This is a genomic window from Deltaproteobacteria bacterium PRO3 (assembly GCA_030263375.1).
In the GTDB taxonomy this organism is placed as follows: Bacteria; UBA10199; UBA10199; order DSSB01; family DSSB01; genus DSSB01.
Genome location: SZOV01000035.1, coordinates 1 through 12,973, shown reverse-complemented (window position 1 = coordinate 12,973; position 12,973 = coordinate 1). Strand labels below are relative to the sequence as shown.

Here is a 12,973-nt window from a genome sequence, read left to right as displayed (position 1 = left end):
TTGCTGGCGCGTCATAAAATGATTTCCGCCAGATTTCTTGCGTCATAATTTTTCCGCGAAGGCGCCTTGACGCAAAAATACTCACCCGGGGGCTTCGCGCAGCCATGGTGGTCGGGCGGGCGCCGGGCTTGGGCGGCCGTTGGGCAGGATTCAGGGTCCAAGGAACCGGGTATAAACATACCCGGATTTTCGTTCCACGTGGAACGCGAGGTGCAAGATGTTACGCTACGACAAAACCTACGAGGTCCTGGTGGTCGGGGCCGGCCATGCCGGCTGCGAGGCCGCCTTGGCCAGCGCCCGTCTGGGGGCTAGGACCCTGCTGCTCACCTCGAACTTGGATAATATCGCCCACATGAGCTGCAATCCGGCGATCGGGGGTCTGGGTAAGGGACATATTGTCAAGGAAATCGATGCCTTAGGTGGCGAGATGGCCAAGAACATCGACGCGACCGGAATCCAATTTCGCCTCCTGAATACCCGCAAGGGCCCCGCCGTCCGGGCCAGCCGCGCCCAGGCCGACAAGCTCCTCTACAAGAAGCGGATGAAGTGGGTCCTGGAAAATACCCCCAACTTGGAGATCAAACAGGCCTTCGCCGACTCCCTCGGCGTGGAGGCCGGGCGGGTCACAGGGGTGCTTTCTTCTCTCGGGATTTTCTTTCCGGCCAAGGCGGTGGTCCTGACCACGGGGACCTTTCTCAATGGGTTGATCCATATGGGGGAGAACCAGGTCGGTGCCGGGCGGGCCGGGGATCTGCCGGCGCTACGGCTCTCGGGGAGCCTGCGGGACCTGGGTTTTCCCGTCGGTCGGCTCAAGACGGGCACCTGTCCGCGTCTGGACCGGCGCAGCATCGATTATTCCGGCCTGGAGCTCCAGCCCGGCGACGAGCCGCCGCGGAAGTTCAGTTTTTCGGACAACCGCATTGAATTGCCGCAGATCCCCTGCCACCTGACCTATACCAACGAGAAGACCCACGACATTATCCGCTCCGGGATCCACCGCAGCCCCATGTATTCGGGCCAGATCCAAGGGGTGGGGCCGCGCTATTGCCCCTCCATCGAGGACAAGGTGATGAAGTTCCCCGACAAGGAACGCCACCAGCTGTTTTTAGAGCCGGAGGGCCTGGAAACCCACGAGGTTTATGTCAATGGGCTCTCGACCTCCCTCCCGATCGACATCCAACTCGCCTTTTTGCGCAGCATTGCGGGCCTGGAGCGGGCCGAGATGATGCGGCCGGGCTATGCCATCGAGTACGACTACGTCCCGCCCACTGAATTGACCCCCTGGCTGGAGACGAAAAGGGTCTCCGGGCTCTTCCATGCCGGCCAGATCAACGGAACCTCAGGCTATGAGGAGGCCGCGGGGCAGGGGATTATGGCGGGGATCAACGCTGTTTTGAAGACTCGCGGGGAAGAACCCTTCGTCTTGGGGCGATCCGAGGCCTATATTGGGGTGATGATCGACGATTTGGTCACCCAGGGGACCGCCGGGGAGCCCTATCGGATGTTCACCTCGCGGGCGGAATACCGTTTGCTGCTCCGGGAGGACAACGCCGATCTCCGCCTACGGGGTCATGGACGTCGCCTAGGCTTGGTTGGGGAGGAAGATTACCGGCGTTATGTGGAGAAAAGGGATCGTTTGGTGCAATGGATGGCCCTGCTGCGAGGCCAGAGGGTTTTTCCCAACGCCGAGACCAATGCTATTTTAGCCAGGCTTCAAACGCCCGCCATCGAGCAGCCTCTGCCCCTAGGAGAGCTCCTGCGTCGCCCCGAGCTTTCGCTGAGTCACCTTTTGGAAATTTTCCCCGGAGCCGAGACCCTCTATCGGGCCTCCGATGCCGAGCTTCGAGAACAAGTGGAGATCCAAGTCAAGTATGAGGGCTATATCCAGCGCCAAGAGGAGGAGATTCAAAGAAACGAACGCCTCCAGTCCCTGCGCGTGCCGGGAAATTTTTCCTACGAGGGGATCCCTGGCCTCTCCCGGGAGGTCGTCGAAAAGCTCCAACGTCTGCGACCACACTCTCTAGGGCAGGCCTCCCGCATCTCCGGGGTCACACCGGCGGCGATCACCATCCTTGCCATCCATCTCAAGAAGTTCGATGCCGCAAAGGATCTTGTGGAATGAACTCCCCAGGCCCGCCTTCTGGTGAGTGGAATCTCCTGGAGAAACTCCTCCCCAATGTTCCACGTGAAACATGCACCGCCTTACTGAGGTACACAGACCTCGTCCTCGCCTGGAATTCCAAGATCAACTTGACTGGAGCCAAGAGTCGCCAGGAGTTTATCGAAGAGCACATCTTCGATTGCTTTGCTGCGTGGGAAGTCCTGCCCGAGAAGAGTCCTTTCCTCGATGTGGGCACGGGCGCGGGCTTGCCGGGCGTGGTCTGGGCGCTGTTGAATCCCTCAACGCCCGCAGTACTCTTAGACGCCTCCTTGAAGCGCACGGCCTTCCTGCAGCGCCTGCGCTCGGAATTGGAATTGAAGAATACATGCGTTCTCGCCAAGCGCTTTGAAGAGCTCAGCGAAAAAGATTTGCCCGCCTCGGTTCGCACTTGGGATTTGGTTTCACGTGGAACCGCGACACCCCGGGACCTCCTTCAGCTCGCCCATCGGAGCCAGATCCCTTGGCGTCGGTGGTATGTCTTCGGCAATGAAAAAATTCATGCCGAGTACTTGACCCAGGCCCCCCCTCTGGGAGTAGAAGTGGGAAAAATCACTTACCAGCGATTTTCGAGGCAAGATGAGGCGGGGCGACCTGGGATTCTCACGCTCCTCCATAAAACAAAATAAAAGACCCAAGCGAAGGCCCTGGGATATCCAACTGTAAGACAGCCGAAGACAAGCCTTTTTCCGGGGTTTTTGACCATACAATACATGAAATGTAGGTTTTAGTTGCCAAGGGGAAATTTTTAAATATATAGCTTCTGCAATACCGAGATCCGCAACGAGGAGGTGCTATGCGAGTGCTGGCTTTCGCAAACCAAAAGGGCGGGGTGGGCAAGACCACCAGCGCCGTCAACATGGCCTCTTGTCTGGCCGCGGCCGAGCGCCGCACCCTCTTGATCGATCTCGATCCCCAAGGCAACGCGACCAGCGGCCTGGGCATCGGCAAGCACGACCTGACCCGCAGCATCTATGATGTCCTCGTCCACCGCACCCCGCTCCAAGAGGTGGTGGTCTCCACCCAGCTCACTTATTTGGACCTGGCCCCCTCCAACACCCAGCTGGTCGGGGCCGAGCTCGAGTTGGTCTCGGCCTTCGCCCGCGAAAACCGCCTCGCCAACGGCATCGAGGGCGTCCGCGGCCATTACGATTACGTGATCATCGACTGTCCACCCTCGCTGAACCTGCTCACCATTAATGCCCTGACCGCCTCCGACGGCGTGGTCGTTCCCGTGCAGTGCGAGTATTACGCGATGGAGGGTCTGAGCGAATTGGTGAAGACCATCCAGCTGGTCCAAGAGCACCTCAACTCCCGCCTCCAAGTCGAGGGCATCATCCTGACGATGTACGACAACCGCAACAACCTCGCCCGGCAAGTCGCGAGCGAGGTGCGGGGCTTCTTTGGGGACAAGGTCTACGACGCCGTCGTCCCGCGCAACGTCAAGCTGAGCGAAAGTCCCAGCCACGGGAAGTCGATCATTCTTTATGATGTACATTCTAAGGGCGCGAAGAGCTATTTGGAGCTGACCGCAGAGCTACTTGTCGGAAAAAAGAAACAAAGTTACGTACAAGAAAATTATGCGGCGGGGCTCAGCGCCTCCACGCATTGATATTGAGGAAGATGCTGGGGGAGAGACGTGGCAACCGGTCTTGATCGAGCTTGAATGAGGGTGGAGAAAATCCGGGGCAAGGCCGGGTAGGGACGGAAAGAGGCGGCTGCCCTCGGCAAAGGGGCACGGCCCGCCGACCGGCGCGGAATTTTCTGCCGATAGATTCGGCGTGGGAAACGAAAATCATTTAGCGGCTTCCGCCCGGCGGCGCCGCACCCGAGAAAGGGGACGAAAATGCAGACCACAGGCGGCAATCGAGCGCTCGGCAAGGGCCTGGCCTCACTGATTCCGAGGGCTGGGGCCCAGACGGCGCCGGCGCCCTCCGAGGGGTATTTCCCATGCCCCATCGATGACATCCTTCCCTCGCGCGGCCAACCGCGGAAGATCTTTTCCAAGCAGGCGCTCGAGGAGCTCGCCGCCTCGATTCAAGAGCAGGGCGTGATCCAGCCCTTGATCGTCCGCCGCATGGAGGGCGGGAAATACGAGCTGATCGCCGGCGAGCGCCGGCTGCGCGCGGCCAAGCTGGCGGGCCTCGCCACCGTGCCGGTCGTCGTCTCGAGCGCCGCGCCCGAGCAGGTCCTCGAGCTCGCCTTGATCGAAAACATCCAGCGCGAAGACCTGAACCCCATCGAAGAGGCCCTGGCCTACAAAGAGCTGGGCGACCGCTACCGCTTCACCCAGGAAGAGATCGCCCGCCGCGTCGGGAAGGAACGCTCCAGCATCACCAACGCCCTGCGCCTCCTGACTCTCCCGGAAGAGATCCGCGGCGACATCATCGAGGGCCGCCTTTCCATGGGCCAGGCCCGTGCGCTGCTGGCGATCGAAGACGACGATCTCAAGATCAAGGTGAAAAAACGGATCCTCAGCGAGGGCTTGTCCGTTCGGGAAGTGGAGCGGCTCTCGCAAGAGGTGAAGTCCGGCGTGAAGGTCGAGCGGCGGGTGCAGACCAAGCTCAACGACCCGCAGCTGAACTTCATCGAGCAAGAGATGACCAAGATCCTCGGCACCAAGGTGAAGATCAAGGCCCGCGGCGCCAAGGGCAAGGTGGTGATCGACTATTACAGCTCCGAAGACCTGGATCGCATCTTTAATGCGATCATCGGCTAATCATTTCGCTGCGCCCTTCCTCCCTTCCGGATGCCCCCGGCGTCCCCGAGGCAAGCAGGGCGCGGCGTTTCGCAAAGGAGACACTATGTTTGGAGACAAAGACCGCGCCCTCAAGCTCGTATCCGAAGACGCCATGACCGTGCTCGACAAGGGGGCCGAGTTCGACGGCAAGCTCACCTTCGAGGGCAAGGTACAGATCAACGGCAAATTTCGCGGTGAGGTCTTCTCGGAGGGGACCCTGATCATCGGCGAGGGCGCCGAGGTCGACGCCAAGATCGAGATCGACACCGTGATCATCCAGGGGCAGGTGACGGGAAACATCATCGCCAAGCGCCGCATCGAGATGCACCCTCCCGCGGTGGTCAAGGGCGACATCGTCTCGCCCGGCCTAGTGGTCAGCGAGGGGGCGGTTTTCGAGGGCAATTGCAGCATGGGCCGCGAGGCCGGCGGGCGCGTCTTCGAGCTGGCGCCGTCGCCGGTCGTCTAGAGGCTCTCCCCAACCCAAATCCCCCACGGGTCTCATCCAATAAACCAAGTCCTTTCGGGATTTTGCGTGCGTTTCGCCGCGGCGGATCATTGCCTTGACAAGGTTTCGTCCTGCATGGTACCTGCGCATGCGATTTTTTCACGTCGCGCGGATTTTCTCCACATTTCCATTCATCGCAGACGATGAAGCCCTAGGTTCGGTGTATGGTTGAACTTTTGCCCAACGAGACGATTTTCTTCCAGATCGGGATCTTCCTGTTCACCTACATCGTCTTGAATTTTTTGGTCTTTCGCCCCATCCTTCGCCTCCTCGACCGGCGCAAGGCCCTGACCCTCGGGGCCGAGCACGAGGCCCAGGTCCTCAACGAGAAGACCCAGGCGATGGTGGAGACCCATCAACAGAAGATTCAGGAGGCCCGCCTGAAGGGCGTGGCCCTCCGCGACAAGGCCAAGAAAGAGGGCGAAGGCGAGGCCGGCGCCTTGGCGGCGAAGGCCCATCAAGAGCTCGAGGCCGCCCTCGAGAAGGCCCGCGCCGAGATCTCCCAACAATCTAAAGAGGCCCAGCTCAAGCTACGCAGTCTCTCCCGCGACCTCTCGCGCGAGATGGCCGAGAAGCTCCTGGGACGAAAGGTGGCCTCCTGATGCGACGCCTCCTTGCCAGCCTGTACGCAATATCCCTCGCCCTGGCCTCCGGCCCCCTTTGGGCCGCCTCCGAGGGCGGTCATGACGGGCCCTCCATGGCCCTGGTCTATTGGAGCATTAATTTTCTCATTTTGGCCGGCATTCTCCTTTATTTCCTGCGCAAGCCGGCCAAGGACTTCTTCGCCAGCCGAGCCACCCTGATCCGCACCAATATCCAACAGGCCCGCGACCTGAAGGCCAACGCCGAAAAGAAGTACGCCGAATACGAGGCCCGACTCAAATCCATCGAGAAGGAGATGAACGACTTGGTCGTCTCCTTGCAAAAAGACGGGGAGCTCGAGCGGCGCCGCATCGTCGAGACTGCCACCCAGCAGGTCGCCACCCTGAAGGGCAACAGCGAGCGGATGCTCCAGCAGGAGCTGCGCAAGGCCAAGGAAGAGCTGAAACGCGAGGCCGTCAACCTGGCCACCGAGCTGGCCGGCGAGCTGATCCGCAAGAATATGACCCCCGAAGACCAGGGCCGCTTGGTCGAGCAATACCTTCAAAAGATGGAGAAATTGGCATGAGGCAGGGATCCATCGCCAAACGCTATGCCACGGCCTTGCTTCAGGTCGCCCAAGAGCAGGGGAAGATCGACGAGTTCCAGGCCCAGCTCGAGGCCTTATCCCGCGCCTTCGGGGAGAATCCCGCCCTGCAGTCCGCGATGGCCTCGCCGGTGGTGCCGCCTTCCAAGAAGAAGGCCATCTTCAACGCCCTGGTGCCCAAGCTGGGCATCCATCCCACGGTGGGAAATCTCGTTCACGTCCTGATCGACAACGAGCGCATCCCGGAGCTGCCGCTCCTCGTCCTCCTGTTCCGCGACCTGGCCGACGAGCAAAAGGGCCGGGTCCGCGTCCAGGTCACCAGCGCCGGCCCCCTGGGGGCGGTGGAAGGCAAGCTCAAGGCCATCCTCGAAAAATCCCTCAAGCAAGAGGTCCTACTCGAGGCCAAGGTCGACCCCAAGATCCTGGGCGGCCTGGTGGTGCGGGTGCAGGACCGCGTCTTCGACGCCTCGCTGCAGGGCGAGCTGGAGCGCCTGAAGGAGACCCTGACCGCGGAGGCGGTGGCTTAGACTTTGAAAGATTTTTAGAAGGAAAACGACATGCAAATTCGACCGGAAGAAATCTCTGACATCATCCGCCAACAGATCCAAGACTACGACCGCGTGGTCGAGATGGACGAAGTCGGGACGGTGCTCTCCATCGCGGACGGCATCGCCCGCGTCTACGGCCTCTCCCGGGTCATGGCGGGCGAGCTGCTCGAGTTTCCCAACAACATCTTCGGACTGGCGCTCAACCTCGAGGAGGACAACGTCGGCGCGGCCATCATGGGCCACGACGCCGAGATCCGCGAGGGCGACACCGTGAAGCGCACCGGCCGCATCGCGGATGTCCCGGTCGGCGACGCCCTGGTCGGCCGCGTGGTCAACGCCTTGGCTCAACCGATCGACGGCCTCGGCCCCATCCGCTCCGACCTGCGCCGCCAGATCGAGATCAAGGCCCCCGGCATCGTCGCCCGGCAGAGCGTCCACGAGCCGCTCCAGACCGGCATCAAGGCCATCGACGCGATGATCCCCATCGGCCGCGGCCAGCGCGAGCTGATCATCGGCGACCGCCAGACCGGCAAGACCGCCGTCGCGATCGACACCATCATCAACCAGAAGGGGAAGGGTGTTTACTGCATCTACGTCGCCATCGGCCAGAAGCAGTCGACCGTCGCCCAGGTCGTCGAGAAGCTCAAGCAGTTCGGCGCGATGGACTACACCATCGTCGTCGCGGCCAACGCCTCCGACCCGGCCCCGCTGCAGTTCCTGGCGCCCTACAGCGGCGTCACCATCGGCGAGTACTTCCGCGACAACGGCAAGCACGCCCTGATCGTCTACGACGATCTCTCCAAGCACGCGGTGGCCTATCGCCAGCTCAGCCTCCTGCTGCGCCGTCCGCCCGGCCGCGAGGCCTTCCCCGGCGACGTCTTTTATCTTCACTCGCGCCTGTTGGAGCGCGCCGCGAAGCTCTCCGACGAGCGCGGCGGCGGCTCGCTGACCGCCCTGCCGATCATCGAGACCCAGGCCGGCGACGTCTCCGCCTACATCCCGACCAACGTCATCTCGATCACCGACGGTCAGATCTTCCTCGAGAGCGACCTCTTCTACTCGGGCATCCGTCCCGCCGTGAACGTCGGTATCTCGGTCAGCCGCGTCGGCGGCAACGCCCAAATCAAGGCGATGAAGCAGGTCGCGGGCACCCTGCGCCTCGAGCTTGCCCAGTACCGCGAGCTGGCCGCCTTCGCCCAGTTCGGCAGCGACCTGGACAAGGCCACCCAGCGCCAGCTCTCCCGCGGCGAGCGCTTGGTCGAGGTGCTCAAGCAGGGCCAATACGTCCCGATGCCCGTCGAGAAGCAGATCGTCGAGATCTACGCCGCCCTCAACGGCTACCTGGACGACCTGCCGGTGGCGAAGGTCCGCAAGTTTTTGGAAGAATTCCAGCTCTTCCTCGACTCGAAGTACCCGAGCATCCTGACCGACATCTCGACCAAGAAGAAACTCGACGACGACCTGACGGCCAAGCTGAAAAAGGCCCTCGAGGAGATGAAGAGCTCTTTTCAAGGCTAAACGATGGCAACCCTAAAGACCATTCGCAAACGGATCATCTCCGTCAAGAACACGCAGAAGATCACCAAGGCCATGAAGATGGTCGCGGCGGCCAAGCTGCGCCGCGCGCAATCGGCCCTGGTCCAGGCCCGGCCCCACGGCAAGCTGTTGGGCGAATCGGTCCAGCGCCTCGTCACCCAGGCCGACGCCTGGGACCATCCTTTGTTTGCCCTGCCCGACGAGCCCAAGAAGGCCGAGATCCTGGTCCTGACCAGCGACCGCGGCCTCTGCGGCGGTTTTAACGGCAACCTGCTGCGCAAGGTCGACCACTACACCCGGCACGAGGGCAAGGCCTTCGAGGAGATCCGCCTGACCGTCATGGGCCGCAAGGGCCGCGAGTACTACCGGGCCAAGAACATCCAACTGAAAGAATCGCTGAATTCCTTCGAAGAGGAGTTCAACTTCAAGGACGCCGAGGCCCTGGCCCAGAAGTTCGTCCAGGCCTTCCGCGAGGGCGAGTTCGAGGTGCTGTACCTGGCCTTCAACCACTTCAAGAGCGCGATCTCCCAGGAGCCGAAGATCCAGCGGATCCTGCCCCTGGACCTCAAGCCGGAAGAGGGCGCCGCCTCAGGCGCGCCGGTCTTTTGGGAGGGCAGCCCGCGCGCGATTCTCGACGCCATGCTGCCGCGCTACGTCGCCACCTTGTTTTACCTCTCGGTCCTCGAGTCCCGGGCCAGCGAGCTGGGCGCGCGGATGAGCGCGATGGAGAACGCGACGAACAATTCGAAAGAAATGATCCACTCCCTGACGCTGATGTACAACCGCGCGCGGCAGGCCGCGATCACCACCGAGCTGATGGACATCGTCAACGGCGCCGAGGCGCTGAAGTAAGGTTTTTAGAGCATTTGCAAAGGAGCATCCCATGTCTGAAAAACTGAGCACCGGCAAGATCGTCCAGGTCATCGGACCGGTCATCGACGTGCAATTCCCCGTCGGCGAGCTGCCCGAGATCTACACCGCCCTCTTGGTCACCAATCCCGCGATCAACGACCAACCGGACAACCTCGTCGTCGAGGTCGCCCAGCACTTGGGCGAAAAGACGGTCCGCTGCATCGCCATGGACTCCACCGACGGCCTGATCCGCGGCCAAGAGGTGAAAAACACCGGCCAGCCCATCCGCATGCCGGTCGGCCCCGAGACCTTGGGCCGCATCCTCAACGTCGTCGGCGCCCCCGTCGACGAGGGCGGCCCCGTCAAGGCCACCAAGGCCTATCCCATCCATCGCCCCGCGCCGATCTTCACCGACCAGTCGACCAAGGTCGAGATGTTCGAGACCGGGATCAAGGTCATCGACCTGCTGGCCCCCTACTCGAAGGGCGGCAAGATAGGCCTGTTCGGCGGCGCCGGCGTCGGCAAGACCGTCCTCATCATGGAATTGATCAACAACGTCGCGCTCAAGCACGGCGGCTACTCCGTGTTCGGCGGGGTCGGCGAGCGCACCCGCGAGGGCAACGACCTCTGGCACGAAATGAAGGAGTCGGGCGTCATCAACAAGACCTGCCTGGTCTACGGGCAGATGAACGAGCCGCCGGGCGCCCGCGCCCGCGTCGCGCTCTCCGCCCTCACCGTCGCCGAGTACTTCCGCGACGAGGAAAACCAGGACGTGCTCCTGTTCATCGACAACATCTTCCGCTTCACCCAGGCGGGCGCCGAGGTCTCGGCCTTGTTGGGCCGCATCCCCTCGGCGGTCGGCTACCAGCCGACCCTGGCCACCGACTTGGGCGAGCTCCAAGAGCGCATCACCTCGACCAACAAGGGTTCGATCACCTCGGTCCAGGCGATCTACGTCCCCGCCGACGACTTGACCGACCCGGCGCCGGCGACGACCTTCGCCCACTTGGACGCGACCACCGTTCTTTCGCGCCAGATCGCCGAGCTGGGCATCTACCCGGCCGTCGACCCGCTCGACTCGACCTCGCGCATCCTCGACCCGCAGGTCATCGGCGCCGACCACTATCAGACGGCCCGCGCCACCCAGCAGCTCCTGCAGCGCTACAAGGACCTGCAGGACATCATCGCGATCTTGGGCATGGACGAGCTCTCCGAAGAGGACAAGCTGGTCGTGTCGCGGGCCCGCAAGGTGCAGCGCTTCCTCTCGCAGCCCTTCTTCGTCGCCGCCCAGTTCACCGGCTTGGAAGGCAAGTACGTCGAGCTCAAGGACACGCTGCGCGGCTTCCAGGAGATCCTGGCCGGCAAGCACGACGACATCCCCGAGCAGGCCTTCTACCTGGTCGGCACCATCGAAGAGGCCCTGGCCAAGGCGCAGAAGCTGGCGGCGTAAGACATGAAGATCGAGATCGTCACCCCTTATCAAAACATCGCCTCCGACGAGGCCGAAGAGATCTACGCCGTCGGCCCCAAGGGCGAATTCGGCGTCCTACCCGGCCACGCCCACTACGTCACGCCGCTCGCGATCGGCCGCCTCTACTACAAGAAGGGCGGCAAGCGGCACGCCTTCGTCGTCGAGGGCGGCTTCCTCGAGGTCTTCGAAGAGAAGGCCCTCGTCATGGCCGACCATGTCGAGCGCGCCGAAGAGCTCGACGCCGCCAAGTCCAGGCAAGAGCTGGACAAGCTCGAAAAGCAGCTCGGCCAGGGCAACCTCGAGGCCGAACAATACGAGCAGCTCCAGCGCCACCGCCTCAAAGAGCAGGCGCGGCTGCAGGCCGCGTCCGAACTGTAAAGGCGAACTTGTGTTCGCCCCTTGGGCACGGATTTTTTTACCGCCGGAAGCTTCTGAAAATTCGTCTAAACCAAGATCCATGCCCCCCTCGCTTCGCCCGGAAATTTTACTGTCCCCCAAGCGCCCCCTGGTTTAAAAGGATCCCCTCACCCCTCTTGAAGAAGGAGAGGCTATCTTGAAGCGGCGATCTCTCTTCCGTCTCCTCCCCTGGATTTCCCTTTTATTGTGTCTGAGCCTCGGCCTGGGCGCCTGCGGTGGCTGCCGGAAGAAAAAGAAGGCGTCCGCGAAGCGTCCCCCCGCAACGGAGGCGGCGGCCAGCCCCGAGGCCGAGGCAGCGAGCCCCGTGCCCCAAGCGAGCCCGGCGCCGCGCGGGACCCCCGGCCCGGGAGAAAAGTCTCCGGCCACTCCCCTCCCCGGCGCCACGCCTGCGCCCGGCACCCTCGCCACCCCCGCACCCGGTGCGGGCCTGGGCGAGCAAGTCCCCAGCGCCGAGAGCCTCCCCACCGAGAGCCAGGCGATGATCCAACTCAGCGTCGGCGAGCCGATCAAGACCGCCGAGGGCAGCACCCTGGTCCTCGACAAGGTGCAGGCGAATTACGGGGGCAAGACCCCGCTGAAGTTCCTCTGGACGATCCTCTCCGGGCCGCCGGATTCGATCAAGATCCACAAGCCCGGCGACCTGCAGCCCCGGGTGATCCTCGGCGACCTCGAGGCCCCGACCGAATGGGTGCTGCGCCTCCAGGCCAGCGACGGTAAGACCGAGACCAGCGCCGACTTGAAGATCTCCGCCTTCCCCGCGCGGCTGCAGCCCGTGGAGCGCATCGGCGGCGCCTGGGTCGGGATCAAGCGCATGGGCGACAAGTGGGTCGCCGCCCGCGGCAACGACGTCGAGATCTTCGGGCCCGATTTGAGCCCCCTGGCCAAGATCGGCCTGCAGCGCAGCGTCGCGCAGTTCTTCGCGATGGTCGACCGTGCGGGCAAGGGGACGATCTACGTCCAAGTCCCCGAGGGCACTTGGTCGGTGCTCCAGTCCGATCCCGTCACCGGCTTCAAGAAGACGGATTTCCCGCCGCTCGGAAAGAACATCCGCCGCCGCATTATTCCCTTCGACTACGAAGGCGTGCCCTATTTCTTCGCCCTGCTCGAGCGCAGCATCGACCTCTGGAACTTAAGCGACCCCCTGCACCCCAAGCTCAAGACCAGCCTGGGCGGTTTTTTGAAAAATCCGCTCTTCCTCGCCTTCTCCCAGCGCAACATCTACGTCGCGGAGGAGGACTCGATCCACCTGATCGACTTTTCTACCGGCAACCTCGTCGCCTCCATCCCCTCGGGCGGGTCCATCACCTCGCTGGCGACTTATAGCGTCGACGGAAAGAACTACCTGATGGCCGCGATCGGCGCCGACCGCACCGCGCAGGGCCGCAAGGACTATGGCCTGCGCATCTTCGAGATCGACGCGGGCGGGCGCCTGGGCGGGGACCGCCGGGTGACGGTGGGCGAGTCGCTGCCCATCGATCACGCCACCCTCATTCCCGGCGCCAACCTGGCCCTGCTCAGCGTCCCGGGTCCGAAGGGGCTGTCGCTGCGGATGGTCGACCT

13 protein-coding genes are annotated in these 12,973 nt (G+C 62.8%); all 13 read left to right on the top strand.

The genetic code is table 11. The features are described from left to right. Positions 1–217 precede the first annotated feature (217 nt). The gene (gene mnmG / locus FBR05_07280) at positions 218–2,122 is read left to right on the top strand and encodes a tRNA uridine-5-carboxymethylaminomethyl(34) synthesis enzyme MnmG (protein ID MDL1871993.1); all 1,905 of its coding nucleotides are present in this window, start codon (positions 218–220) and stop codon (positions 2,120–2,122) included. Further along, a complete protein-coding gene (locus tag FBR05_07275; protein ID MDL1871992.1) occupies positions 2,119–2,787 on the top strand; it encodes a hypothetical protein in 669 nt (222 codons plus the stop codon). Before mnmG ends, FBR05_07275 begins: the two co-directional genes overlap by 4 nt. Positions 2,788–2,954: 167 nt before the next feature. After that, positions 2,955–3,770, top strand: coding sequence for a ParA family protein (locus tag FBR05_07270; GenBank protein ID MDL1871991.1), 816 nt, complete (start codon positions 2,955–2,957; stop codon positions 3,768–3,770). A gap of 234 nt (positions 3,771–4,004) precedes the next feature. Continuing rightward, the gene (locus FBR05_07265; GenBank protein ID MDL1871990.1) at positions 4,005–4,877 is read left to right on the top strand and encodes a ParB/RepB/Spo0J family partition protein; all 873 of its coding nucleotides are present in this window, start codon (positions 4,005–4,007) and stop codon (positions 4,875–4,877) included. Positions 4,878–5,010: 133 nt separating this feature from the next. Then, positions 5,011–5,364, top strand: coding sequence for a polymer-forming cytoskeletal protein (locus FBR05_07260; protein ID MDL1871989.1), 354 nt, complete (start codon positions 5,011–5,013; stop codon positions 5,362–5,364). A 203-nt stretch (positions 5,365–5,567) separates the two neighbouring features. After that, positions 5,568–6,005 carry an ATP synthase F0 subunit B gene (locus FBR05_07255; GenBank protein ID MDL1871988.1) on the top strand — a complete coding sequence of 146 codons (438 nt, stop codon included), beginning with the start codon at positions 5,568–5,570 and terminating at the stop codon, positions 6,003–6,005. Then, a complete protein-coding gene (locus FBR05_07250) occupies positions 6,005–6,571 on the top strand; it encodes an ATP synthase F0 subunit B (protein MDL1871987.1) in 567 nt (188 codons plus the stop codon). Before FBR05_07255 ends, FBR05_07250 begins: the two co-directional genes overlap by 1 nt. Next, complete coding sequence (gene atpH, locus FBR05_07245) at positions 6,568–7,116, top strand: ATP synthase F1 subunit delta (GenBank protein MDL1871986.1); 549 nt, start codon at positions 6,568–6,570, stop codon at positions 7,114–7,116. Before FBR05_07250 ends, atpH begins: the two co-directional genes overlap by 4 nt. A gap of 30 nt (positions 7,117–7,146) precedes the next feature. Next, on the top strand, positions 7,147–8,655 hold the full coding sequence (locus tag FBR05_07240) for a F0F1 ATP synthase subunit alpha (protein MDL1871985.1): 1,509 nt from the start codon (positions 7,147–7,149) through the stop codon (positions 8,653–8,655). A gap of 3 nt (positions 8,656–8,658) precedes the next feature. After that, positions 8,659–9,525 (top strand): ATP synthase F1 subunit gamma, encoded by an 867-nt coding sequence (gene atpG / locus FBR05_07235; GenBank protein ID MDL1871984.1) that lies wholly within the window; start codon positions 8,659–8,661, stop codon positions 9,523–9,525. 31 nt (positions 9,526–9,556) lie between these two features. Continuing rightward, entirely contained in the window at positions 9,557–10,975 is a 1,419-nt protein-coding gene (gene atpD / locus FBR05_07230; GenBank protein MDL1871983.1) for a F0F1 ATP synthase subunit beta, read from the top strand. A 3-nt stretch (positions 10,976–10,978) separates the two neighbouring features. Then, positions 10,979–11,374: an ATP synthase F1 subunit epsilon gene (gene atpC, locus FBR05_07225; protein ID MDL1871982.1), complete on the top strand. Its 396-nt coding sequence runs from the start codon at positions 10,979–10,981 to the stop codon at positions 11,372–11,374. 175 nt (positions 11,375–11,549) lie between these two features. Further along, the coding region (locus tag FBR05_07220; protein ID MDL1871981.1) for a hypothetical protein at positions 11,550–12,973 on the top strand (1,424 nt) is incomplete at its 3' end.